The 23,622-nt window shown below is 36.1% G+C and carries 26 protein-coding genes; 3 read left to right on the forward strand and 23 right to left on the reverse strand.

Going from position 1 to position 23,622, the window contains the following annotated elements:
- Positions 1 to 61 precede the first annotated feature (61 nt).
- The 17 genes from ACP3T3_RS04720 to ACP3T3_RS04800 form a co-directional block, all read right to left on the reverse strand.
- Positions 62 to 982 (reverse strand): T9SS type A sorting domain-containing protein, encoded by a 921-nt coding sequence (locus ACP3T3_RS04720; RefSeq protein WP_426478766.1) that lies wholly within the window; start codon positions 980 to 982, stop codon positions 62 to 64.
- Between the two features lie 210 nt (positions 983 to 1,192).
- The gene (locus ACP3T3_RS04725; RefSeq protein WP_426478767.1) at positions 1,193 to 2,572 is read right to left on the reverse strand and encodes a dipeptidase; all 1,380 of its coding nucleotides are present in this window, start codon (positions 2,570 to 2,572) and stop codon (positions 1,193 to 1,195) included.
- Between the two features lie 157 nt (positions 2,573 to 2,729).
- A complete protein-coding gene (locus ACP3T3_RS04730) occupies positions 2,730 to 2,999 on the reverse strand; it encodes a hypothetical protein (RefSeq protein ID WP_426478768.1) in 270 nt (89 codons plus the stop codon).
- A 137-nt stretch (positions 3,000 to 3,136) separates the two neighbouring features.
- A complete protein-coding gene (locus ACP3T3_RS04735) occupies positions 3,137 to 4,285 on the reverse strand; it encodes a class I SAM-dependent methyltransferase (protein ID WP_426478769.1) in 1,149 nt (382 codons plus the stop codon).
- Positions 4,286 to 4,317: 32 nt separating this feature from the next.
- Positions 4,318 to 4,698 (reverse strand): GxxExxY protein, encoded by a 381-nt coding sequence (locus tag ACP3T3_RS04740; RefSeq protein ID WP_426478770.1) that lies wholly within the window; start codon positions 4,696 to 4,698, stop codon positions 4,318 to 4,320.
- Positions 4,699 to 4,773: 75 nt separating this feature from the next.
- Entirely contained in the window at positions 4,774 to 5,937 is a 1,164-nt protein-coding gene (locus ACP3T3_RS04745) for a methylmalonyl-CoA mutase family protein (RefSeq protein WP_426478771.1), read from the reverse strand.
- 105 nt (positions 5,938 to 6,042) lie between these two features.
- Positions 6,043 to 6,399 (reverse strand): FtsB family cell division protein, encoded by a 357-nt coding sequence (locus tag ACP3T3_RS04750; RefSeq protein ID WP_426478772.1) that lies wholly within the window; start codon positions 6,397 to 6,399, stop codon positions 6,043 to 6,045.
- Between the two features lie 4 nt (positions 6,400 to 6,403).
- Positions 6,404 to 7,018, reverse strand: coding sequence for a uridine kinase (gene udk, locus ACP3T3_RS04755; protein WP_426478773.1), 615 nt, complete (start codon positions 7,016 to 7,018; stop codon positions 6,404 to 6,406).
- 208 nt (positions 7,019 to 7,226) lie between these two features.
- Complete coding sequence (locus ACP3T3_RS04760) at positions 7,227 to 7,532, reverse strand: ATP-dependent Clp protease adaptor ClpS (RefSeq protein ID WP_426478774.1); 306 nt, start codon at positions 7,530 to 7,532, stop codon at positions 7,227 to 7,229.
- A gap of 15 nt (positions 7,533 to 7,547) precedes the next feature.
- Positions 7,548 to 8,906 (reverse strand): hemolysin family protein, encoded by a 1,359-nt coding sequence (locus ACP3T3_RS04765; RefSeq protein WP_426478775.1) that lies wholly within the window; start codon positions 8,904 to 8,906, stop codon positions 7,548 to 7,550.
- A gap of 257 nt (positions 8,907 to 9,163) precedes the next feature.
- A complete protein-coding gene (atpG, locus tag ACP3T3_RS04770; RefSeq protein WP_426478776.1) occupies positions 9,164 to 10,027 on the reverse strand; it encodes an ATP synthase F1 subunit gamma in 864 nt (287 codons plus the stop codon).
- 76 nt (positions 10,028 to 10,103) lie between these two features.
- Entirely contained in the window at positions 10,104 to 11,681 is a 1,578-nt protein-coding gene (atpA, locus tag ACP3T3_RS04775) for a F0F1 ATP synthase subunit alpha (protein ID WP_426478777.1), read from the reverse strand.
- Between the two features lie 16 nt (positions 11,682 to 11,697).
- Positions 11,698 to 12,237 (reverse strand): ATP synthase F1 subunit delta, encoded by a 540-nt coding sequence (gene atpH / locus ACP3T3_RS04780; protein WP_426478778.1) that lies wholly within the window; start codon positions 12,235 to 12,237, stop codon positions 11,698 to 11,700.
- A gap of 2 nt (positions 12,238 to 12,239) precedes the next feature.
- Entirely contained in the window at positions 12,240 to 12,737 is a 498-nt protein-coding gene (locus tag ACP3T3_RS04785) for a F0F1 ATP synthase subunit B (protein WP_002979110.1), read from the reverse strand.
- An 83-nt stretch (positions 12,738 to 12,820) separates the two neighbouring features.
- Entirely contained in the window at positions 12,821 to 13,015 is a 195-nt protein-coding gene (atpE, locus tag ACP3T3_RS04790; RefSeq protein WP_002979108.1) for an ATP synthase F0 subunit C, read from the reverse strand.
- A 47-nt stretch (positions 13,016 to 13,062) separates the two neighbouring features.
- Positions 13,063 to 14,160: a F0F1 ATP synthase subunit A gene (gene atpB, locus ACP3T3_RS04795; RefSeq protein WP_426478779.1), complete on the reverse strand. Its 1,098-nt coding sequence runs from the start codon at positions 14,158 to 14,160 to the stop codon at positions 13,063 to 13,065.
- Positions 14,161 to 14,219: 59 nt separating this feature from the next.
- On the reverse strand, positions 14,220 to 14,591 hold the full coding sequence (locus ACP3T3_RS04800; protein WP_426478780.1) for a hypothetical protein: 372 nt from the start codon (positions 14,589 to 14,591) through the stop codon (positions 14,220 to 14,222).
- Positions 14,592 to 14,767: 176 nt separating this feature from the next.
- Between ACP3T3_RS04800 and ffh the strand changes: the two genes are divergently transcribed.
- Positions 14,768 to 16,129 (forward strand): signal recognition particle protein, encoded by a 1,362-nt coding sequence (ffh, locus tag ACP3T3_RS04805; protein WP_426478781.1) that lies wholly within the window; start codon positions 14,768 to 14,770, stop codon positions 16,127 to 16,129.
- Between the two features lie 71 nt (positions 16,130 to 16,200).
- Here the strand turns inward: ffh and ACP3T3_RS04810 are convergent, their stop codons facing one another.
- The 6 genes from ACP3T3_RS04810 to ACP3T3_RS04835 all read right to left on the reverse strand — a co-directional run bounded on the left by ACP3T3_RS04810 (position 16,201) and on the right by ACP3T3_RS04835 (position 21,147).
- A complete protein-coding gene (locus ACP3T3_RS04810; protein ID WP_426478782.1) occupies positions 16,201 to 16,863 on the reverse strand; it encodes a porin family protein in 663 nt (220 codons plus the stop codon).
- A gap of 72 nt (positions 16,864 to 16,935) precedes the next feature.
- Positions 16,936 to 17,598, reverse strand: a complete 663-nt coding sequence (locus tag ACP3T3_RS04815) for an outer membrane beta-barrel protein (RefSeq protein ID WP_426478783.1) — start codon at positions 17,596 to 17,598, stop codon at positions 16,936 to 16,938.
- Positions 17,599 to 17,679: 81 nt separating this feature from the next.
- Complete coding sequence (locus ACP3T3_RS04820; protein WP_426478784.1) at positions 17,680 to 18,324, reverse strand: outer membrane beta-barrel protein; 645 nt, start codon at positions 18,322 to 18,324, stop codon at positions 17,680 to 17,682.
- A 453-nt stretch (positions 18,325 to 18,777) separates the two neighbouring features.
- A complete protein-coding gene (locus ACP3T3_RS04825; RefSeq protein WP_426478785.1) occupies positions 18,778 to 19,278 on the reverse strand; it encodes a hypothetical protein in 501 nt (166 codons plus the stop codon).
- Between the two features lie 129 nt (positions 19,279 to 19,407).
- Positions 19,408 to 20,070 (reverse strand): porin family protein, encoded by a 663-nt coding sequence (locus tag ACP3T3_RS04830; RefSeq protein ID WP_426478786.1) that lies wholly within the window; start codon positions 20,068 to 20,070, stop codon positions 19,408 to 19,410.
- A gap of 117 nt (positions 20,071 to 20,187) precedes the next feature.
- The gene (locus tag ACP3T3_RS04835; protein WP_426478787.1) at positions 20,188 to 21,147 is read right to left on the reverse strand and encodes a PhoH family protein; all 960 of its coding nucleotides are present in this window, start codon (positions 21,145 to 21,147) and stop codon (positions 20,188 to 20,190) included.
- A gap of 134 nt (positions 21,148 to 21,281) precedes the next feature.
- Here ACP3T3_RS04835 and ACP3T3_RS04840 point away from each other — a divergent pair, with 134 nt between their 5' ends.
- The gene (locus ACP3T3_RS04840; RefSeq protein ID WP_426478788.1) at positions 21,282 to 22,109 is read left to right on the forward strand and encodes an SAM hydrolase/SAM-dependent halogenase family protein; all 828 of its coding nucleotides are present in this window, start codon (positions 21,282 to 21,284) and stop codon (positions 22,107 to 22,109) included.
- A 63-nt stretch (positions 22,110 to 22,172) separates the two neighbouring features.
- Positions 22,173 to 23,480: a dihydrolipoamide acetyltransferase family protein gene (locus ACP3T3_RS04845; RefSeq protein ID WP_426478789.1), complete on the forward strand. Its 1,308-nt coding sequence runs from the start codon at positions 22,173 to 22,175 to the stop codon at positions 23,478 to 23,480.
- Positions 23,481 to 23,622 lie beyond the last annotated feature (142 nt).

The raw sequence follows: 23,622 nt of genomic DNA on the forward strand, positions 1-23,622 counted from the left end.
CTCTAAAATAACAAAAACGCCCCAATTGGAACGTTTTGCTGATGCTAAGATTTATCAGGATTTATTTTTTGATGAACTTTTCTGTAAAGTTTCTTTTTTCTGTTTTTACATGGACGATGTATATTCCCGCAGCCAATTCTTTTACCTCTATTTTGTTATGGTTTGTTTCAGTCTTTATGAGCTTTCCTGTCTCATCATAGATCTCTATATTTTTTACTTTACTGACAGAATTAATATTCATGAAATCACTTGCCGGATTAGGATAAAGCGAGATTTCCCCAGCACCTGCTTTGGTGTCTTTTACTCCCATTACCAATAATTCGCTATTCACTTTAATATTATCAATATAAGCTGATCCCAACGAATTATTATGGACAAAACGAAGCTGATTTATATTCAAAGAGCTCGCGGCAGTTCCTGTATAAATCAGCATATTATTCAGATAATATCTGACATCTGTTGCACTTCCTACTATTTTTAACCGGTACCAGGTATTGGGCAGCCAGGTCGAAGGTGTAGGAATAAGATCCTGTATGCCGGATACCATGCCCAGAACCTTCACCAATCCGGTTTTTTCAAAATCCAATCTCACAACAAACTGGTCATCAATTTCATTTACGCCCTGAAAGCCAAAATCAGAACCATTAAGCTGTGATATATTGATGTCAAATGAAACAGAGAAATTGCTGCAGGCAAGAGGCGCCGGCAAGTTATAAAACCCTCCGATAATAGGATCAGCCTGGGTTCCATAGGTATTTTCTTTGACAATTTTCAGGGAAGCGCTTCCATCACTGGCCTTATCTGTGCTGATGGTCTGGTGGGTTACATTTTCAGGTATTCCTCCTGTGGGAGTACTGATCCATCCTGCCTGCCCGTGAACATTTCCAACGTTGAAGCCCTCATTGGATTCAAAGGATATGGTCTGCTGTGCAAAAAAGTATGTTGACGCTATTAAAAAAGCAATTGAGTAGTATTTTTTCATAGTAAATCAAGTTTTGTATTAAAAATATAAACTTTCTATGAATGGTGAAATAACTTATTGCAAATAAAAAATAACGCTTTTATTCTCAGTGAATTTAATTTTTAAAAGCATAAAAGCATCATTGTAAAAGGTCATAAAAATACAATACCAAGCAAAAAAAATAAGACATTTCTTTCCCGAAATGTCTTATCATATTTTATTTTTGATAAATTATTTTGAATAATTCTCAAAGAACAATGGAATACTTTCAATTCCTTTGTAGAAATTGAATAATCCATAATGCTCGTTTGGAGAGTGGATTGCATCCGAATCCAGACCAAAGCCCATCAATACGGATTTAGCGCCTAAAACCTGCTCAAACATAGCGGTAATAGGAATACTTCCTCCTCCTCTGTAGGGAAGAACTTCTTTTCCAAATGCAGATTCCATGGCTTGTTTTGCAGCTGCAAATTCTTTGGTATTCGTTGGTAAAACATAAGGCATACCTCCGTGGTGCGGTGTTACTTTAACTTTTACTGTATCCGGAGCTATTTTTTCAAAATATTTCGTGAATTTTTCTGTAATCTCCTGCGGAGTCTGGTAAGGAACCAAACGCATTGAAATTTTAGCAAAAGCTTTTGAAGGAATTACCGTTTTGGCACCTTCTCCTGTATATCCGCCCCATATTCCGTTGCAGTCTAAGGTAGGACGGATAGATGTTCTTTCTAAAGTAGTATATCCTTTTTCCCCTTCAACATTGCTTAATCCGATCGATTTTTTGAATTCTTCAGGATTGTCTTTCAACTTATTCATTTCGGCTCTCTCAGCGTCGGAAACTGCTTCTACATTATCGTAGAATCCGTCAATGGTGATATGGCCGTTTTCATCAATCAGACCCGCGATCATTCTTGAAAGAACGTGAATCGGGTTCGGAACAGCTCCGCCATACAGCCCTGAGTGCAGATCTCTGTTTGGACCTTCCACTTCAACTTCCACATAACTTAACCCTCTTAAACCGGTTGTCACAGTCGGTTGTTCGTTGCTATAAATATGGGTATCGGAAATTAAGATACAGTCGCAAGCTAGTTTCTCTTTATTTTCATTCACCCAGTCTCCTAAGCTTACAGATCCTACTTCTTCTTCTCCTTCTAAGATAAATTTAACATTGCAGGGAAGAGCATTGGTTTTCATCATGGCTTCGAAAGCCTTCAAATGCATGAAGAACTGTCCTTTGTCATCAGCAGAGCCTCTGGCAAAAATGGCACCTTCAGGGTGCAGTTCAGTTTTCTCAATATATGGCTCAAAAGGTGGCTTTGTCCATAATTCCAACGGATCTGCCGGCTGAACATCATAGTGTCCATATACCAATACGGTAGGTAAGTTTTTATCTAAAATTTTCTCCCCATAAACAATTGGATACCCTTTTGTCTGGCAAATTTCAACATGATCCGCGCCTGCATTTTTAAGGTATGCTGCCACTACATCCGCACATTTCAAAACCTCATTTTTATACGCCGGATCGGCAGAAATAGAAGGAATTCTCAATAACTCAAATAATTCATCCACGAAACGCTGTTTGTTTTCGTTAATGTAATTTAATGTCTCTTGCATTGTAAAAATTTATTTTGTTAAAATTAAAAAAAATGCATGGCAGGGACAAGCAAAAAGGCAGTATTTTCCCAACCTTATGCTAATGAATGCCAAAAGTCTTTTTTTTAATAAAAAATGCCCTGCAGAAACAGGGCATTTATATATTTTGTACTTCTAATTAGTGTTCAGCTTTTGGAGTCTTTTCAGCTTCAGCAGGTTTTGCAGCAGCAGTACTGTCAGTTTTTGGAGCAGCAGCTTCCGGTGTTGCCGGAGCCTCTTCTTTGTGCTCTGCAGCAGCTTCATGTCCGTGAGCTCCACCCTGAGGATCATCAGAATATCTTTCTACTCCTTCTTCAAGTTTCAAAGTACCTTTGTTTCCTCCTTGCGGAACTTTTTTACAGCTTACCGCTACCGTTGCAATCGCTAAACATATAACTAATTTTTTCATATGTAAAATTATTTTTTTTAAAAGGTAATATGAAACCGCAATATTTTAATCTATCTGCTCTCTGAACAGCAAGCGATCTCATGCTTAAATTTTTGATTGCCCAAAAGTAAGAAATCCTGCTTTTTTCGGCAACATTTTTATACTGATTTTAATATTATTTTCCCTTTTTTGGATTGTGTAAAAATAAGGTACCGGTCTCCGCCGTCTTTTAAACCATATTTTTTTTTGATCTCTTCGGGTTTTAAGGGGTAGTTTTTTGAAATAATATTAAACTGATCTTTCTTCTTAATAGCTTTAGAATCAATTATTTCCATTTCAAAAATTCTTCCCGGAAAATTTCCGATTCTTTCGTCTGAAGTATATATATGGCTGTTGGGATGAAGCTTTTTTAATCCGAACTTCTGTGAAATCAAATTAAAAGTTCCCGCCTTCAAAATAGTGTTATTGGGAATATATATGTATTTTTCAGGTTCTGAATATTCGGCCAGGGCAGTTTCCTCTTCCCCAAGTGTGAAGCTAAAGACCGATTCACTGCTGTCAAGGTTGATACAGTTACACATTATCTTATCCGTATTTTCGTTCGATAGAAACACAACGACTTCCTTCACATCATTTTTCAGCGCAATAATATCAATCCTTACAATGCCTGACAGTACTGAAATAAGGTATTTAAGATCTATCAGCGGTGAGAGTTTAATGACCACCTGTTTGGAAATAGACCGCAGTTTTTCCTGGATCTCAAGAATATCAGGAGACAGATCCTCTAAAAGAAACACCTTGTTTTTATGCTCATCTCGTCTCGCCGGATCCAGATAAATAACATCAAAATATTCCTGATTCTGGTCCAGGAAATCTTCCAGCTTTTTATTGATAAATCTTGCCTGACGCTCTAAAGTATTCCAATTGTGTTCAACAATTTCTAAAAGCTCTGTATTCTGCTCTACCAAAGTAATATCACTGAAGTTTTGAGACAAATAATAAGCATCAATACCAAAACCGCTTGTCAGGTCAATGAATTTATTTCCTTTTAAAATTCCTGATTTATAAAGAGCTGTTTTTTCTGATGATGCCTGCTCAAGATTAAGCTGTGGCGGGAAAATAATACCTTCTTTCAGTAAGAAAGGAAATTTTCTCTCTGCAACCTGTTTTCCTTTGATCTGCTGCACAATTTCATGCATAGAAACTTCCTGAAAAGGGGATTTTTTCAACAGCAAAGTGTGTAAATCTGTATTCAGATTTGCATTGATGTAGTCTTGAATGTCTTTGTTAATTAATTTGTTTCCCACAGATTTCACAATTGCACAGGTTATGATGCTTATTAAATGTATCCGTTTATTTTTCGAATAATACTTTTATCAATATAATCAGTATTGAAATTAACCAATATTCCTAATTTCAGTTTGGTCAATTTTAAATAGATTAAGAGCTGCTTGTGATGAACATTAATTATTTCAGGAATTGATTTTATTTCAATAATAACTTTGTCTTCAACAATGATATCTGCAATAAAACTTGAATCAATAAAAACTCCCTTAAATGTAATGGGTATTGGAACTTGGGTTTTAACGCTTAAACCGTTATTTTTCAATTCAAGTGCCAAAACTTTCTCGTAAACTTTTTCCAATAAACCTGGTCCCAACTCATTATATACAGAAAAAAAAGATTTCCTGATATAGAAACTTATCTCATTTTCATTCATTTGTGTATAATTTAGTTTCTACAGTTGTCCTGTAAAAATCTGTGTTATCTGAGAAATCTGTGGGAGCAATTAAATTTATTCAAACATTTCCGCCCAGCGAACTGCTTTTATTTCTTTTTCGTTGTACAGATCCGCGATAGACTTTTTAACGTCTAATTTAGGGTATAAATTCACCCCGATAAGCTTTATTTTCCCTTCTTCGATCCATTGCTGTTCTTCAATAGCATGATTATAAATCTTTTTCTGAACAATACCTTGCTTCAGCAGCTCAAGATATCCTCCTGCTTCTTCAATTTCAATGAACAGGTCCCATGCTTTTTCTGCAAACTGGCGGGTAATATCTTCAATATAATAGCTTCCGTTAGAGGCATCTTCAAATACATTGATGATGCTTTCATAAGCAAGAACAATTTGTTGTTTAAAGGATATTTCTTCTGAGTTATCCGTGCTTCTGTCAACAAGATAATTATTGGAGAAAACAGCGTCTGCTCCTCCTATCATTGCTGCAGCAAGCTCCAGTGTAGAACGGATCAGGTTGTTTTCATTATCAGAAACGGCCTTATTCCGCAGTGAAGTTTCCGCAAAAATGTAAGGAATTTCATCCAGCCCATATTCTTTTGAAAGCTGGTTAAAAACCATTTTAAAGGCCCTCAGCTTTGCCATTTCAAAAAAATAGCTTCCACCTACTGCTATCCTGAAGATCAGTTTATTTAAAATTTCACTCCCATATGTTTCCACCAGTTCCTTAGTTTTTGCAAGGGCAATCCCAAGCTGCTGATAAATGGCAGCTCCTGCGTTCTGGTGCAGTGAAATATCGATACAAATATTTCTTTTAAAGTCTTTTGCCAGTAATTCTTTTGCCAGCTGATCATCAATACTACCTTCGTTTTCATTAAAAACATCAATCAAAGAAAAATACTGATCTTCTTCTTTAGAACTGATATGACCTGCAAGCTCTTTATTATTAACAAACAGTGTCTTCTGATCAAGATTTTCTACATTATGATCCAGAATAAATGCAAATACTTCTTCTTCCAGACTTTCGTGGTATCTCGCTACCAAATGGGTACTTTCTTCAACTCTGGGCAGATTTACCAAAGGCTTCTGAACTTCTGTGTAAAAAGGCTTCACCTCTATTCCTTCCAGATTCTGCTTTTCTAACACGGGATAAATATCCTCTGTTTTAAGCTGTTTTCTTACTAAATTTTCCCAGTTTGAAAGTATATCTGTATTTGACATTAGTTTTTTTTATTTGTGAATGGTCAATGGTGAATTCTGCTTCGCAAGTGAATTTTTAAAAACTAAAAATTCATTCATCATTAACGTAATTCTATTCAACTTTTATTACTTTTTAGCGACTTTTGTGCTGTCTACCACCAGAATGAAAATCTCTTCATTTGGTTTTTTCATAAAATAATTTTCTCTTGCGTATTTTTCTTTCTCTGACTTGTTGTTCATCAGTTTTTTATAAAAAGCATCATTTTTCGCGTATTCTTTTTTATAATAGTCCAGCTGCTCTTCGTATTTATGAATCTCCCCATTCAGTTCGTTAATAACAAGGAATGAGGTTTTATCGAAAAAAATCATCCATACCAAAAACATACAGATCGTAATGGTATACTTGTTCAAAACATATTTCTGGATAAGTTTGAATGTTTCAGATTTCGGCTGAATGTCTTTGATAAGGTTGTTTTCTTCCATTTTTTTAATGTTTTCTCAACGAGTTTTTAATAACAGTAGTTAAAAAATCAATCGCTACGGAATTCTGTTTCATATTTGGAATAATAAGATCGGCCTCGTTTTTAGATGGCTCGATGAACTCCTGATGCATTGGTTTTAAGGTCGTCTGATAACGGTGCAATACTTCGCTCAGATCTCTTCCTCTTTCCTGGGTATCTCTCCTGATCCTTCTGATTAATCTTTCATCAGAATCAGCATGAACAAATACTTTCAGATCAAATTCTTTCAATAATTCTTTATTGGTAAGAACAAGGATTCCTTCTACTACCAATACGTTTTTAGGTTCTACAGTGACATGATCTCCTGTTCTGGAATGAGTAACAAAGCTGTAAATCGGCTGTTCTATCGGTTCATTTCTTTTTAAAGCTTTTACATGTTTTATCAGTAGTTCAAAGTCTATGGACTTGGGATGGTCATAATTTAAAGCCTCTCTTTCTGTCAGTGTAAGACCCTGGTTGTCATGATAATAATTATCCTGAGAAAGGATATTCATTCCCTCAATATCAAGCTGCTGAAGTATTTTGTCAACAACTGTAGTTTTGCCGGATCCTGTACCACCGGCAATTCCTATTACAAGCATTATTTCTTTGTTTCTTTATAGTTGGTACAAATATACTATTTTAGATAAAATGTGACAATGTAAGAGTATTGAGAAATTAAAAGATTAAAGCATTTAAAGATTAAAAGATTTCCCGAATACCCGTTAGTCTTTGTCATTTATAGTTATTACTCAACTTTACTATCTGGATTTAATAAAAAAATCCGGCAATAATTTGCCGGATCCTGTTTTATACGATTTCGCTTGTTAATTCACGTGAAATTAATTTTTCATGCATAGGCTTCAAAACATCCATTGAGCCTGTTTTTACGGTACATTTACCTTTGTAGTGAACCAGCATGGTGCATTGCTCAGCCTGCTCCAGCGTATGTTTACAGATTTCAATAAGGCAGTCTATTACATAATCAAATGTATGAATATCATCATTGTGCAGTACCAATTTATAAACATCATCCGTATCATCCAGAACGAGCACTTCTTCTTCATACTGACGTTTGGGATTTTCGTAGTCTTTAATGCTATTATAAAAATTCATTGTAACAGTTTTGCTTTAAACTTCTCCTATCTTGTCTGCTAAGTTATCGATGGCATTAGGCTCTTCATATACCAGCTCTACAAGCTCTACACTCTTATTATTCATCTTTAGAATTTTGAAGTGGTAGTTATCAAGATCAAACTCCTGGTTTTCTTCAGGAATTTCTTCCAGCTCATACAGAATGAATCCGGCCAGTGAATTATACTCGCTTTCTTCGGAAAGAGGAAGTTTTTTAGGCAGGAACTCATTGATTTCGTCCAAAGGCTGTGTTGCCTGTACCCAATAGGTATTATCAGCTATTTTATCAACAACTTTTTCTTCTTCGTCTTCTTCGTCCTGAATTTCCCCTACAAGCTCTTCAAGAATATCTTCAAGGGTAATGATTCCCTCAGTACCGCCAAATTCATCAATAACGATTGCCAAATGCTGCTTTTTCTGCTGGAAAATTTTTAATAAGTCTGAAACTTTTTTGCTTTCCACCACAAAGAAGGCGTCACGCATTAAATCTTTAAGGTCTTCATGATCCAGATCTCCTTTTCTTTTTACAAATTCTCTGATGATTTCCTTTGTATAGAAAATTCCGATCACATTATCAATGGAATCAAGATATACAGGAATACGGGAGTATCCGCTGTCCATAATTTTATTGATAATCTCATTGATATCCTCTTCAAAATCGATGGAAGTAATATTCTGTCTTGGAACCATGATCTGCTTGGCAGAGTGATCTGTAAAATCAAATGCATTTTTAATGATTTCATAATTTTCCTCCTCAATTTCACCACTGTCTGCACTTTGTTTTACCAAAAGCTGAAGTTCTTCTGTGGAGTGAATTTCCTGTTCAGAAGCGGGATGAATTTTTACAAGTCTTAAGAAACCATTCGACATAGAGTTCATCAGCCAGATAAACGGCTTAAAAATCAAGTAAAAAACTCTCAGCGGAACTGCCGTTGCCATAGTAGTTGCTTCAGATTTTCTGATTGCGATTGATTTTGGAATAAGCTCACCAAATACAATGTGCATAATAGTAATCAACACAAAACTTGTCACTACCGAAATAGTAGTAATCGTTGTCTGAGTCAAATTAATGCTTAATGACGTGAAAATATTTTCAACAACATGGTGCAGGGCACTTTCTCCTACCCAACCAAGGGCAAGTGATGCCAATGTAATTCCTAATTGTGTAGCAGAAAGATATTCATCAAGGTGCTTGATGATATGTTCCGCCTGTTTTGCCATAGAATTTCCTTCTGCAGCCTTTAACTGAATTTGTGAGTAACGAACTTTAACAATTGAAAATTCTGCGGCTACGAAGAAGCCATTTAGTAAAACAAGAAATAAGGCCAGCAAAAGCCTGACTATGTCCGAGTCCATTTAGAGATTATATAAATTTTATTAGCTACAAAGATATGTAAAATAAAAATAACCTGACTCCGGGATAGATTATTTCGATGAAGGAATCTTTGAAAGAAAAATTTCAAACGATATAATACCTTTATTTTACAATAAAAAAAATAATTGAGGCATATATTAGGATAATTGTTTTTCCGGACTAAAAACAGCATTTTAAATAGACGGAAATAAAAAAGCACCGATAAGTCGGTGCTTTAAATGTATGTTAAAATAATTCTTTACGAATTTTTCAAAGCTTCTGCTCCGGAAACAATTTCCAGGATTTCATTGGTAATTGCCGCCTGTCTTGCTTTATTGTAGAAGATCTTAAGATCGTTTCTCAACGCCTCTGCATTATCTGTCGCTTTGTGCATTGCAGTCATTCTCGCTCCGTGCTCAGATGCTACTGAATCCAGGATCGCTTTGAAAACCTGAGTCTTGATAGACTTTGGAATCAGGTTATCCAGGATCTCAGTCCTGTTAGGTTCAAAGATATAATCAGTTTCAACCTGTGGCTCTGTTTTTTCAGGCATTGAGATGGGAAGAAGTTGTTCTGTAGTCACTTCCTGAGTCGCTGCATTAACGAATTTGTTATAAATAACATATACTTCGTCAAATTTACCTTCTCTGAAGCTTGTCATTACCCCTTCCGTAATGTTAGCAACCATATCAAAATTCAGGTTGTCATAAACAGAGCTTCCATTAGCGTATACTGCGCGGTTCTTTCTTACGGCATCATATGCTTTTTTTCCTACCGGAAGAACTTCAATCTCATACTGAGAGTTGTTCTGGAACTGAATGTTAAGTTCCTTTACAATAGAAGAGTTAAAAGCTCCCGCAAGACCTCTGTTTGAAGTAACAGCGATGAAAAGTATTCTTTTAACCTCTCTTTTCTGAGCATATACAGAAATCTGATCAGGATCAGAGCTAGAATTTACATTCTGGATAAGCTCCTGTAATTTTTCAGAATAAGGTCTTAACATTACGATTGCATCCTGTGCTTTTTTAAGTTTCGCTGCGGAAACCATTTTCATAGCACGGGTAATCTGCATCGTAGATGAAATTGACGTAATTCTGCCTCGTATTTCTTTTAAGTTTGCCATTAATTTGGGTTCAAAGTTTAAGGTCTAAAGTTTAAGGCTTAAAACGCTATATTTCAAACCTTAAACATTGAATTTTTTAGTTGTATTTAGAAGCTAAATCGTTAGCAGCCTGCTTAAGAACACTTGTAATATCATTATCAATTTTTCCAGACTTAATAGCAGCCATTGTATCCGGGTGCTTAGATCTCAGGAATTCGATATACTCGTGTTGGAATTCTTTAATCTTGTTTAATGGAACGTTTCTCATTAAGTTTTCTGTTCCAGCGTATACGATCGCTACCTGACTGTCTACAGGAAGTGGTGCATTTACCGGCTGCTTAAGGATTTCTACGTTTCTTTCTCCTTTAGAGATTACCGCTAAAGTAGAAGCATCAAGATCAGAACCGAATTTAGCAAACGCTTCAAGTTCTTTATATTGAGCCTGGTCAAGTTTTAATGTACCAGAAACTTTTTTCATTGATTTAATCTGAGCGTTACCTCCTACCCTTGATACAGAGATACCAACGTTGATCGCCGGACGAACCCCTGAGTTGAATAGATCAGACTCCAGGAAGATCTGTCCGTCTGTAATAGAGATTACGTTTGTAGGGATATATGCAGAAACGTCACCAGCCTGAGTTTCAATAATCGGAAGGGCTGTTAATGAACCTCCACCTTTTACGATTGGTCTTAGAGACTCTGGCAAATCGTTCATTTGCTTGGCAATGTTATCATCAGCGATTACTTTTGCTGCTCTTTCCAATAGTCTTGAGTGAAGATAGAAAACGTCTCCAGGATAAGCTTCACGGCCCGGTGGTCTTCTCAATAGTAGAGAAAGCTCACGGTAAGCAACAGCTTGTTTAGATAAATCATCATAAACGATAAGCGCTGGTCTACCAGTGTCTCTGAAGAACTCACCGATAGAAGCTCCTGCCATTGCAGAATATACCTGCATTGGAACCGGATCTGATGCGTTAGCCGCAACGATTACCGTATAAGCTAAAGCTCCTTTATCAGAAAGAGTTTTAACGATTTGTGCTACAGTAGAAGCTTTCTGACCGATAGCAACATATATACAATATACTGGGTTACCAGCATCAAAGAATTCTTTTTGGTTGATGATCGTATCAATTGCAACAGTAGTTTTACCTGTTTGTCTGTCACCAATGATAAGCTCTCTCTGACCTCTTCCTACAGGAATCATCGCATCAATTGCAACGATACCAGACTGTAAAGGCTCAGTTACCGGCTGTCTGAAGATAACTCCAGGCGCTTTTCTTTCCAATGGCATTTCGTATAAATCCCCAGTAATAGGACCTTTACCATCGATTGGGTTACCAAGAGTATCTACTACTCTTCCTAACATACCTTCTCCTACTTTGATAGAAGAGATTCTGTTTGTTCTTCTTACTGTATCCCCTTCTTTTACTAATTTACTTTCACCAAGTAGAGCAACACCTACGTTGTCTTCTTCAAGGTTAAGTACAATACCTTCTACATCACTAGAAAATTTCACCAACTCTCCGTATTGTACGTTTTCTAACCCGTATACACGAGCAATACCATCACCGATGGTTAAAACTGTACCTACTTCCTCAACGTTGGATTGAGTATCGAAGTTGGCCAATTGCTGTTTTAAGATCGCAGATACTTCTGCCGGATTTATTTCTGCCATTGTATGGTTGTTTTTCTTAATTTAATTGGAAATCTTTTTTAACTTGGTTCAGTTTTGTCTTCACAGACGCGTCTACCTGCTGGTCACCTACTCTCAGAACATACCCTCCAAGAATTTCAGGTTTCACATTTACTTTCAGGTCAAAGTTTGAATCAGCATTCACAAGATTGGTAGATCTTAAAATCTGTTCAAGGTTTTCTTTTGAAAGCGGGGTTGCTGTAGTAAGCGTTACTCTTTGTACACCACTAAGGTCTTCTACTTTGTTGATGAATTCCTGAGCGATATTTTTCAATTGGTTTTCACGACCGTGCTTAATCACCAATCTGATCAGGTTCTGAGAAGAAACAGATAAACCTTTGAAAATTTCGGTTGCTACTTCTATTTTCTTTTTAGAATCGATGTAAGGAGTCATGAAAAATTTATTTAAGTCCGCAGACTCTTTCATGATCTTTACTACATCTTTCATTTCAGAAAATACAGTAGCCGTTTGCCCTGACTCATTCGTGAAATCAAGTAAACCTTGTGCGTATCTTTTAGCTACTTTAGATGTAAGCATTCTTAGTTAAGGTTTGATTTGTTTAAATAATTTTGAACTAATTCGTTTTGAGCTTCACTGTTGTCTAATTTTTGCTTCAAAATAGATTCAGCAATGTTTACAGATAAAGTACCGATTTGAGTTTTGATGTCTGCCATAGCAGCATTTTTCTCAGCGTTGATAGTCTGTTTAGCAGCTTCGATCATTTTGTCTCCTTCAGCTTTAGCAACATCTTTAGCTTCTCCTACGATTCTGTCTTTAATTTCTCTAGCTTCTTTAAGGATAGCATCTCTTTCGATTTTAGCTTCACGAATGATTCTTTCATTATCCTCTTTTAAAGTTTCCATTTCTTTTCTAGCTAACTTAGCTTGATTAAGAGCGTCAACAATAGATGTTTCTCTGTCATTGATAGACTTTAAAATAGGTTTCCAAGCGAATTTACCTAACAAAAATAATAATGCTAGAAAAATAACAGACTGGATAATAAATAATCCTGATGAAAACTGATGAATTAATTCCATTATATAAATGTATAAATAATTATTACTTTTTTTAAAGAACCATTACCTGTGACCAACCGTCACAGATAATGGTCTGATTTTAATTAGTTTACTGCAAATAGAGCAGCAAACGCAACACCTTCTACAAGTGCAGCTGCGATAAGCATAGCTGTTTGGATTTTTCCAGATTGCTCAGGTTGTCTAGCGATAGCTTCAAGAGCAGCAGCTCCGATTTTACCAAGACCGATACCTACACCTAGTACTACGATACCAGCACCTACAATTTTAGGGATTTCCATAATATATAATTTTAAAAAATTTGTTTTACTTTAATTAACTATCTCAATTAGTGAGCTGCGTGATGTTCGTGCTCGTGCTCTTCTACAGCCATTCCGATAAACAGGGCAGATAACATGGTAAAGATATAAGCCTGTAGGAATGCTACCAATACTTCCAGTAAATAAATTACTAAGGTTAAGAATGGGAATGCAACACCTGCAATGAAATTCTTAAATACATAGATCAATCCGATCAAACTCATTACTACGATGTGACCTGCAGTCATGTTTGCAAAAAGTCGGATCATCAAAGCGAATGGCTTAGTAATTGTCCCTAATAATTCGATAGGAAGCATAATCAGTTTCATCGGAACCGGTACTCCCGGCATCCAGAAGATGTGTTTCCAGTAATCTTTATTAGCTGAGAATGTTGTGATCAAATAGGTAAGGATAGCAAGAAAGAATGTCATTGTAATATTACCTGTAACATTGATTCCGAAAGGCATTAATCCTAAAACGTTAAGGAAAAGAATAAAGAAGAATACCGTTAATAAATACCCCATAAATCTTTTATACTTGTGCCCAATGTTTGGGATAGCAACTTCATCTCTCACGAAAATGATCAACGGCTCTAAAAATCTCGCAACACCTGTAGGAACCACTGATTTTTTATAAGACTTAGCCATACCACCAAATAACACCAGCATAAAAATTGCCACTAATAAAATAATCAGTACACTTTTCGTAATAGAAAGATCTAATGGTTTTTCGTTAGTTGGGTGACCATGATCATCCAGAGTTATAGTTCCGGCTGCATCAGTCTTATAAATCTTCTCATGATGTAACACATAATAAGAACCATCTACTTCAGTAGGTTCTCCATGCATAAACCCTTCTTTGTTACTCATAAAAGAATGGAAACCGTTATCATAGAAAATAACAGGAAGAGGGAAACCGATGTGGTGACCTTCTTTATCCACCATCAATGTAAAATCATGTGCATCCAACAAGTGATGATCGATGAACTCTTTGTTTTCTTTGCTTACTTTGTCCTTTTCTGAAAGCTCTTGAGCAGGAGCTGCCCCAGCAGGAGCTTCACCGTGCTGTGCAGACACTAAGTTTAATACAAAAATACTGTAGAATAAAACTGCGAATTTCTTAAACATTGATAGGTTTTTTTCGTTGTGCAAAAATATGATATTTTTTCTAGTTTCAATAAATTATTTTACTGTTTTTTATCATGATTAATCAGCTTGATTGCATAGTATGTAAGCAGTGCTGTCAGGACAAAATACGGAATAATGAAATGAAATTTATAGCCTGGAATCACTTCAAAGTTCAGTTTTTTTCTGATTAAGTACATCAAACCGAATTTTAAAAGAATTAAGCCAATAACAGACAATCCTAAGAACTCTGGCGCCACTCTGTTGATTAAAATGATAAGGGTAATCATCATCATAAACATGACACTCAAAAAAAGGTAAAATTTAATGATGATAATTTCATCCAGATGAAAAACAAATTTCCAAAGAGAAAAATGCACCAGGAATGTTAGAAAGAATAAAACGACAACAAGAATATTGGGATTGATTTTCATTCTATATTTTAATTGATCGCAAAAATAGACTTTTTCTATCGGATTATGTCATGATTTGATATTTATCATTTTTTCTCCTCTATAATAATATTGCGTATATATATAATATTACGTGTCCAAAAACTTTGGATATCCTAAAAATTCCTTATTTTTGCAAACCTATAATTTACAATAATATGTTTAATAGTTTACAGGATAAATTAGACAAGGCATTACACAATATTTCCGGTAGAGGAAAAATTACTGAAATCAATGTAGCGGAAACCGTAAAGGAGATCCGTAGAGCATTGGTGGATGCCGACGTTAACTATAAAGTTGCCAAAGATCTTACAAAGAGAGTTCAGGATAAAGCATTGGGAGAAAACGTTCTTACTTCCCTTACTCCCGGACAGTTGATGACCAAAATTGTTCATGACGAGCTGGTAGAGCTGATGGGAGGTTCTCAGGAGGGAATCAATCTTTCAGGGAAGCCTTCTGTAATCCTTATTGCTGGTCTTCAGGGGTCTGGTAAGACTACTTTCTCAGGAAAGCTTGCTAATTATTTACAAACAAAAAGAAATAAAAAGCCTCTATTGGTCGCATGTGACGTTTACCGTCCGGCAGCGATTGACCAGCTGAAAGTATTAGGAGGACAGATCAAAGTTCCTGTTTATACTGAAGAAGGTTCCACCAATCCTTCTACGATTGCTGAAAACGCGATCAATTTTGCAAAAGCAAACGGTCATGATGTTGTAATTGTGGATACCGCTGGTCGTTTGGCTATTGATGAGCAGATGATGAACGAGATCAAATCCGTACATTATTTTATCAAACCACAGGAAACTCTTTTCGTTGTGGACTCTATGACCGGTCAGGATGCCGTGAATACAGCAAAAGCATTCAATGAGGCATTAAATTTTGATGGAGTTGTTTTAACTAAATTAGATGGAGATACCCGAGGGGGTGCTGCACTGACAATTCGTTCTGTTGTTGAAAAACCGATCAAATTTATCTCTACAGGAGAAAAAATGGAAGCTCTGGATGTTTTCTATCCGGAGAGGATGGCCGACAGAATCCTGGGAATGGGTGACGTTGTTTCCTTAGTGGAAAGAGCTCAGGAGCAGTTTGACGAAGAAGAAGCTAAAAAACTTCATAAAAAAATCGCTAAAAACGAATTCGGTTTTGATGATTTCCTAAAACAGATCAACCAGATCAAGAAGATGGGTAATATGAAGGATTTGATGGGAATGATTCCCGGAGTCGGAAAAGCGATTAAAGATGTAGAAATCAGTGATGATGCATTCAAACACATTGAAGCGATTATCTACTCTATGACTCCTGAAGAGAGAAGAAAACCTTCTATCATCAATACTCAGAGAAAAGGCAGAATTGCTAAAGGTGCCGGAAGAAAAGTCGAAGATGTGAACCAACTGATGAAGCAATTCGATCAGATGGGTAAAATGATGAAGATGATGCAGGGACCTCAGGGTAAACAAATGATGCAGATGATGAGCAAAATGCCAAATATGCCTGGAATGGGCGGAATGTTTGGAAAATAAGAAAGACGAAAAAATCATTCATAAAAAAACTCTCAGAAATTCTGAGAGTTTTTGGTTTTATATGTGTACGTTTATTTAAACTTATACCCTATTCCTAACTGGAAGAAATTCATTTTCAGCTTTTCTCCGTCCACAGGATTTTTGATCATATTGGTAAGTCCGAAGCTGTAGCGTGCATCCACAAATAATCCTTTATGAATGCTGTAATCGGCTCCTAAAAATAAACCGAAATCTGTAGACTTTAAAGTATCATCCAAGTATCTTTCCACATAACGCTCTCCTTCTCTGACTCCTGACGGATCTACCATACCGGCATTAGCACCGCTCATTTGAAATTTCACCTTGTTATTGGTCTTAAAACTTACATACGGACCTGCATAAACTCCCAATTCAGGTGTGGCATAAAATCTTGCAGATACAGGAATTACAATTCTGTTAAGATTCATCTTTTCAGTTACGGTAATACCAGGCATTGAAACTTCTGCTTTCCCTCCAAGGTTAGCATATTCTATCTCTCCCTGAACCGCAAATTTGTTATTGAATTTATGCTCAACCAATCCTCCGATATAAAACCCGGACTTAGATTTCATACCGCCTTCAATTCCGTCAAATTCGAAATCGCCTTCATTGGTATTCAATTTTGATAAAGCATAACCGGCTTTTACACCGAAAGTAGTTTGTGCATGTAAGCCTGCAAATAAAGCGAATGCAGACGCCAATAAGATTTTTTTCATGATTATTATATTAGTTTTAAACTTAAAAAGCCTAAGATAGACATCTCTGGTGCAATGTAAGTATTTTGTTTGTTATTTTGCAAATACATATTTAACGCCAAAGGTTACGGAAGTTAAACTGATACCAAATTTATAGTCATCAGCTCTTTTAGCACCGTCAATGTCTCTTTTGTAAGTATTATACCCGAACTCTCCTATTGTAGCTTCAATTGACCAGTTTTTAGTCAGGAAATAATCCAGACCCGGCTTAATATTCACTCCGATGTTGGTGTAGTTATTTTTTTGTGTAAACGGAGCGGAAAGTACAGGATCTCCGCCATCGCCTTCACTGTTAAAATCCAGCTTTTCCTGGCCGAACTCCAATGGAACCTGCAATTGTCCGAAAATGTATAACTTATCAGATAAAGTCCAGTATTTTCTCACGAATGGAGCTACAACAAAAGCATTATCTGTATTTTTAATTTCGATGGTATTGCCAAATCCGGAACCACTTACGTTATATTTTGTAACGGCACTTTTATAGCCTATACCAAGTCCTACCGCTAAGTTGTTATTAACGAAATACCCAGCTGTAGGAAGGATTCTGATCACATCATTCTTGATGTTGGTTCCCAATTTATTGTTTTCATTGTGATAGTACCCTACCTGCCCGGAAAGGTAAGAAGTTCCTTTTGCAATCTGTGCATTTGATAAGCCGAAAAGCGCAACAGCACCCATCAATACGATTTTTTTCATGATTATTATTATATTAGTTTCTTACATAGAAAAAAAAGCCCTAAGAGTGTCTCAGGGCTTTCTTGCTATATGCTTTGTTTATTATTTTGCAAATACATATTTAACTCCGAAAGTTACAGAAGATAAATTCAATCCGAAGTTATAGTTGTTTGTAGCATCACCATCTTTTGGTTTGTAGTTGTTGTAACCAAACTCACCGATAGTAGCTTCGATAGACCAGTTCTTGTTTAAGAAATAATCTAAACCTGGCTTCACAGTAACACCAATTTTAGTGTATTTAGCTTCAGTAGAAGTAGAAGTATAAACTGTAGAGTTTCCTACTGTAGTTTGTGAGTTAGTTTCAGTTTCAGTTTTTCCAAACTGCATAGGCACTGCTAATTGTCCGAAGAAATATAACTTGTCTGATAAAGTCCAGTATTTTCTTACGAAAGGAGCAACAACAAAAGCTGGCTGCTTAGTAATGCTTTCTCCTACTGTGTTACCAAGAGTAGTAGTTAAAGTGTTTTTTTCAGTCTGGTATCCAACTCCTAGACCAATTGCTAGGTTAGTGTTTACAAAATATCCAACTGTAGGTAATACGTTGAAGTTTTCTTTTTTATCGTTACCATTGTTAGATTCTACCTGAGAATAACCAACAGATCCTGATAAATATGTAGTTCCTTTAGCAATCTGAGCGTTTGATAAACCAAAAAGTGCAACAGCACCCGCTAATAATATTTTTTTCATTTTTAAAAAATTTTAATACTTTCTGAGGGCAAATTTACAGTGGCTACCACGAATATTAAAATTTGTTAATGTGATTAATATCATTGTTAAAATTTAGGGTTTTGTAAAAATAAATCCTAATTAAGAGAAGTTATTGAGTTTTTCATAATATTATGAATAAAAAAATCCTATTTTACCAATAAGAATTGAATTTATTTATTTTTTAAATTTTCCATATTTTTTCCAAAAGCCTATGAATTCTACATAAATGCTTAAATTAATTAACCTAAACTATTAATTTTTAAGTTATTAACTCTTAAAATTTAAACATTTATTATGATTGAAAATGTTTTTACCTATTCTAAGCTGTAAGTTCATATCAAAAGTTTCCGGCAAGGGATTCTATACAGCGTGCTTATAAAATATAAAAGAGCTCCGGCCTTCGGCCGGAGCTCTCACTATGTAATTGCTTCCTTATTTCAAAAAGAAATTATAACCAATGTTAACAGCTCCTACATTCCAGCTATAGCGTCCCCATCCTGGCAGGTCACGCTTGTTGCTGATTGACTGGTACCCGATGTACAACTCTCCTTTAGACATTTGATATCCAAATTTAGGCTGTGCATAGAAACCGCCATCTACCCCATCTTTTGTAGAAATACCGTACCCCAGGTCTAAACCTACAAAGATAGGCGCTCCAGAGAATCTGTATTTACCGGAAACAGCTACAGGAATAAATCCGAAATCATCAAAATGATCTTTTCCGAAGAAATGAGAATATCCTGTTGTTACCCCAAGATCAAGACCTTTAGCAATATTCCACATATAAGCTGCATCCACTCCCAATGTAAATGACGACACGTCACTTGCATCAGATACAGGAACACCAATGTGCCCACCAATTTTAAAACCTTCCTGCGCTTGAACAGCACCTCCTAAAAGTGCAAAAGCACCTAGTAATAATAGTTTTTTCATTTTTTTAGTAGCTTTGAATTACCCTGCAAAAATACTAATTATTCATCATTAGAAAAACTGTCCTGTAACAAAAAATCGGGACAAAAATTGTCCCGATTTATATCATTATTTAATACTAAAATTTCAGAATTAGTTTCCTCCGAATTTAAAACCTACACCCACCTGGGCAAAGCTATTTTTCACAGTACCTCCGCTGTTGTCGTTAGATAGGTTGGATACTCCTAAGCTGTATCTGGCATCAAAGAAAAGTCCGTTTTCCAGCATATATTCAACACCTAAGAACGGAGCAAGGTTTAATGATTTGATATCTTTTTTAATATCAACATCACCGCCTTCACCTTCCATTTCTACATCAAGGAAATCTGAACCAATTACCGTTTTTTGTTTAGCGGTAAGAATAATTCCCACGTTAAGACCTGCCGCTACAGAAAAACCTTCTGTAATAAAGTATTTTGCAGAAACAGGAATCAAAAGAGTTCCAAAAGTAATTTTAGTCTGCTCACCAAAATACATACCTCCGGCATTTACCCCGTCAATCTTTTCTTTAGCGCCAAGCGGTGAATACAAAACCTCTCCCTGAAGAGCGAATTTATCATTCATTTTATACTCAGCCATCCCACCGATATAGAAAGTATATTTAGGATCCATTTTTCTTCCGTCAAGATCGTCTTGCTTATCATCCAGTTTAATGGTTGACATCGCGAAACCAGCTTTTGGACCAAATCGAAACTCCTGTGCGTTTGCAGAAATTCCCATAGCAGCGACTGCTGCAATAAGTAAAAGTTTTTTCATGTTTAATTAGTTTTTACATTTTTAAGGTTTGCAAAACTAATTATTTTTTTCAAATTAACAAATTTTAACTAACTAATTTAAGGTTAATAAAAAGTTAATGGAAATTTTACCTATTATTTAGTCATTCCTTAGCCTTTTTTCCTCATCATTATAAGCAAGGATAATTTTTCTTACGACAGGGTGTCTTACCACATCTTCTTCTGTAAGATGTACAAATCCGATCTCCTTTACTCCATGTAAGATTCTCATCGCCTCTTTCAGCCCGGACTGCTGGTTTTTCGGAAGGTCAATCTGGCTTGGATCTCCAGTGATAATAAACTTCGCATTCATACCCATTCTGGTAAGGAACATTTTCATCTGTGCATGGGTCGTATTCTGGGCTTCATCTAAGATCACAAACGCATCGTCCAGGGTGCGTCCTCTCATGAAAGCCAAAGGAGCTACTTCAATCACTTTCTTTTCCATGAAACCTTCCAGTTTTTCATGGGGAATCATATCACGCAGTGCATCATATAAAGGCTGTAAATACGGATCCAGCTTTTCTTTAAGGTCACCGGGAAGAAATCCCAGACTCTCCCCTGCTTCTACAGCCGGCCTTGTCAGGATGATTCTTTTTACTTCTTTATCTCTTAGAGCTCGTGCCGCCAAGGCTACACTGGTATATGTTTTCCCGGTACCTGCAGGACCAATGGCAAAAACCATATCCTTTTTCTCCGTTTCTTTTACCAGCTTTTTAAGATTGGTTGTTTTGGCCTTAATTACTTTTCCGTTGACTCCTTTTACGATAATATCCTGGTCAAAGACCAGCTGCTTCTCGTTTTCGTCTTTAATATTCAATATATTTTCAACGTCTTTCAGTCCTATTGAATTATTTTTAGAGATAAAACTGACAATATCATTCAGTTTTTGTTTCAGTATGTCTAAAGCTTCCTGATTTCCCATGGCAAAGATAAAGTGATCTCTTCCTGTAATTTTAATCGTTGGAAAGCTTGATTTTATTAAGTTGAAATATTGGTTATTAACTCCATAGAAGATTTTCGCATCGATATCTTCCAAATCATATGTCAATTCAAACATGCAGTATTTTTATTTATTAGATTTTAAAATTAAAGCTTTTTTTCAAATTTATATCAAATTCTTTTCAACAATCTTTCGGGCTTTCTTTTTATTTTAAATAACTTTGCAATACTACACTATTCTATAAATTGCTCATGTCAATTATTACCCTTACTTCGGATTTCGGAAATTTAGATTACAGAGTTGCCGCTGTGAAAGGCAAAATTCTGTCTCTAAACCCTGAGGTTAATATTATTGATATAACCCACGATATCCAGGCATTCAACCTTATACAGACTTCGTATATTGTAAGAAATGCATATAAATATTTTCCTAAAGGAACCATTCATATCCTTTCTGTTGATAGTTTTTACAACAGATCCAGAAAGAATATCATTTATAAAGCGGACGGATCTTACTTTCTGGCAGCGGACAACGGCCTTTTAAGCCTTATATTTTTTGATATTAAACCGGAAGCAATCTATGAGCTTACGCTGAACAACCGTTTTGATGATGTCATCAACTTTACTTCTACGGATATTTTTGTTCCGGCAGCGGTACATCTTGCCAATGGCGGACTTCCTGAAGTAATTGGAAGAAAAATAAGCACAGCCAAGCAGCTTATGTTCCCACGGGCGGTTTATAATGAATCCGAAGGTATGATTATTGGTGAAGTTACCTATATTGACAATTTCGGAAATATAATATCAAATATCAACAAAGATTTTTTCGAAAATATCAGTAAAGGCTATAACAGTTTCACCATAAAATTCAGAAATTTAAGCCTTTCAAGGATATTTTCCAGCCATACGGAAGTCGTTTCAGACTGGGAAAGAGAGACCGAATTTCACGGACAGTCTGCTGCAATCTTCAATGATAGCCAGTTGTTGGAGCTTACCATCTATAAAGGAAGCAAGAAAAACGGCGCTAAAAGCCTGTTTGGATTGAATGTGGGCGAAAATATCTATATTGAATTCAGCTAAGATTATATATTTCTTAAAAAAACCGATTTTTTTTATATATTTGTCAAAATCTAAAAATCAAAAATGGCAGAATACAAATTATTGCTTCCTTCCATGGGAGAAGGGGTTATGGAAGCGACAATTATCACTTGGTTATTCAATGAAGGTGATAACGTAAAGGAGGATGACTCCGTAGTAGAAATTGCAACAGATAAAGTAGATTCAGACGTTCCGACACCAGTTTCGGGGAAAATTGTAAAAATTTTAAAGCAAAAAGATGAAGTTGCAAAAGTAGGTGAAGCCATTGCTATTTTAGAAATTGAAGGAGAAGGCGCAGCTTCAGAAGAAGTAAAAACTGAAACTCCGGCAGCGGCTCCGGATGCTGAAACTTTAAAAACGATTGAAGAGCCTTTACAACCCGCAGCTGCTTCAAACGTAGAATTCTCAGGAGATCTTTATTTATCTCCACTCGTAAAATCTATCGCACAACAGGAAAATATTTCTGAAACTGAACTGAAATCTATTAAAGGAAGCGGTTTGGAAGGAAGAATTACAAAAGAAGATATATTAGCTTACGTTGCTAACAGAGGAAGCCAGCCAGCTCAGGCAGCTCCTGTACAGGCAGTAGCTTCTGCTCCAAAACCAGCCGTATCTGCACCAGCAGCTACGATTCCGGTAAATGCAGGTGATGAGATCATTCCAATGGACAGAATGAGAAAAATCATCGCTGAAAACATGGTAAAAGCAAAACAGATTGCTCCACACGTAACTTCTTTCATTGAAACTGACGTTACTAACGTTGTAAAATGGAGAAATAAAAACAAAGCAGTATTTGAGAAACGCGAAGGTGAAAAACTGACTTTCATGCCGATTTTCGTAAAAGCTGTTGTGAAAGCAATCCAGGATTTCCCAATGATCAATGTTTCTGTAAATGGTGAAAATATCATCAAGAAGAAAAACATTAATATCGGTATGGCTACTGCCCTTCCGGACGGAAACCTTATTGTTCCTGTCATCAAAAATGCTGATCAGTTATCACTTTCAGGTCTTGCAAAAGCAATCAACGACCTGGCTTACAGAGCAAGAAACAAAAAATTAAGACCTGAAGACACTCAGGGAGCAACGTATACCATTTCTAATGTTGGAAGCTTCGGAAACCTTATGGGAACACCGATCATTCCTCAGCCTCAGGTAGCTATTTTAGCAATCGGTGCTATTGTTAAGAAGCCTGCCGTTCTTGAAACAGCAGATGGGGATGTAATTGCGATCAGAAATCTGATGTTCATGTCTCACTCTTATGACCACAGAGTGGTAGACGGATCTTTAGGAGGAATGATGCTGAAGCATGTTCACGACTACCTTGAAAACTGGGATCTGAACACAGAAATATAAGTAATGAGTAATCAGCAATAGGTATTTTGCAGATTTTAAATACTAAACCTTCGATTAATCGGAGGTTTTTTTGTTTTAATCGATTAGGCTGAGTAAATCTCAAAAGGACAAACAACAAATAAAATCATTATTAAATTATCAA

This window comes from Chryseobacterium sp. CBSDS_008, from assembly GCF_049959325.1.
GTDB lineage: Bacteria > Bacteroidota > Bacteroidia > Flavobacteriales > Weeksellaceae > Chryseobacterium.

Bases quoted from the DNA above. Each gene is read 5' to 3' on its own strand.
- ACP3T3_RS04745 (WP_426478771.1), bottom strand. From the start codon at position 5,937: ATGTCAAATACAGATATACTTTCAAACTGGGAAAATTTAGTAAGAAAA.
- ACP3T3_RS04760 (WP_426478774.1), bottom strand. From the start codon at position 7,532: ATGAATTTTTATAATAGCATTAAAGACTACGAAAATCCCAAACGTCAG.
- ACP3T3_RS04750 (WP_426478772.1), bottom strand. From the start codon at position 6,399: ATGGAAGAAAACAACCTTATCAAAGACATTCAGCCGAAATCTGAAACA.
- ACP3T3_RS04725 (WP_426478767.1), bottom strand. From the start codon at position 2,572: ATGCAAGAGACATTAAATTACATTAACGAAAACAAACAGCGTTTCGTG.
- ACP3T3_RS04800 (WP_426478780.1), bottom strand. From the start codon at position 14,591: ATGAAAATCAATCCCAATATTCTTGTTGTCGTTTTATTCTTTCTAACA.
- ACP3T3_RS04765 (WP_426478775.1), bottom strand. From the start codon at position 8,906: ATGGACTCGGACATAGTCAGGCTTTTGCTGGCCTTATTTCTTGTTTTA.
- ACP3T3_RS04785 (WP_002979110.1), bottom strand. From the start codon at position 12,737: ATGGAATTAATTCATCAGTTTTCATCAGGATTATTTATTATCCAGTCT.
- ACP3T3_RS04815 (WP_426478783.1), bottom strand. From the start codon at position 17,598: ATGAAAAAAATCGTATTGATGGGTGCTGTTGCGCTTTTCGGCTTATCA.
- ACP3T3_RS04825 (WP_426478785.1), bottom strand. From the start codon at position 19,278: ATGAAAAAACTATTATTACTAGGTGCTTTTGCACTTTTAGGAGGTGCT.
- ACP3T3_RS04835 (WP_426478787.1), bottom strand. From the start codon at position 21,147: ATGTTTGAATTGACATATGATTTGGAAGATATCGATGCGAAAATCTTC.
- ACP3T3_RS04730 (WP_426478768.1), bottom strand. From the start codon at position 2,999: ATGAAAAAATTAGTTATATGTTTAGCGATTGCAACGGTAGCGGTAAGC.
- ACP3T3_RS04720 (WP_426478766.1), bottom strand. From the start codon at position 982: ATGAAAAAATACTACTCAATTGCTTTTTTAATAGCGTCAACATACTTT.
- atpH (WP_426478778.1), bottom strand. From the start codon at position 12,237: ATGCTTACATCTAAAGTAGCTAAAAGATACGCACAAGGTTTACTTGAT.
- udk (WP_426478773.1), bottom strand. From the start codon at position 7,018: ATGCTTGTAATAGGAATTGCCGGTGGTACAGGATCCGGCAAAACTACA.
- ACP3T3_RS04740 (WP_426478770.1), bottom strand. From the start codon at position 4,698: ATGAATGAAAATGAGATAAGTTTCTATATCAGGAAATCTTTTTTTTCT.
- atpE (WP_002979108.1), bottom strand. From the start codon at position 13,015: ATGGAAATCCCTAAAATTGTAGGTGCTGGTATCGTAGTACTAGGTGTA.
- ACP3T3_RS04810 (WP_426478782.1), bottom strand. From the start codon at position 16,863: ATGAAAAAAATCTTATTGGCGTCTGCATTCGCTTTATTTGCAGGCTTA.
- ACP3T3_RS04820 (WP_426478784.1), bottom strand. From the start codon at position 18,324: ATGAAAAAAATATTATTAGCGGGTGCTGTTGCACTTTTTGGTTTATCA.
- atpA (WP_426478777.1), bottom strand. From the start codon at position 11,681: ATGGCAGAAATAAATCCGGCAGAAGTATCTGCGATCTTAAAACAGCAA.
- atpG (WP_426478776.1), bottom strand. From the start codon at position 10,027: ATGGCAAACTTAAAAGAAATACGAGGCAGAATTACGTCAATTTCATCT.
- ACP3T3_RS04845 (WP_426478789.1), top strand. From the start codon at position 22,173: ATGGCAGAATACAAATTATTGCTTCCTTCCATGGGAGAAGGGGTTATG.
- ACP3T3_RS04830 (WP_426478786.1), bottom strand. From the start codon at position 20,070: ATGAAAAAACTTTTACTTATTGCAGCAGTCGCTGCTATGGGAATTTCT.
- ACP3T3_RS04840 (WP_426478788.1), top strand. From the start codon at position 21,282: ATGTCAATTATTACCCTTACTTCGGATTTCGGAAATTTAGATTACAGA.
- atpB (WP_426478779.1), bottom strand. From the start codon at position 14,160: ATGTTTAAGAAATTCGCAGTTTTATTCTACAGTATTTTTGTATTAAAC.
- ffh (WP_426478781.1), top strand. From the start codon at position 14,768: ATGTTTAATAGTTTACAGGATAAATTAGACAAGGCATTACACAATATT.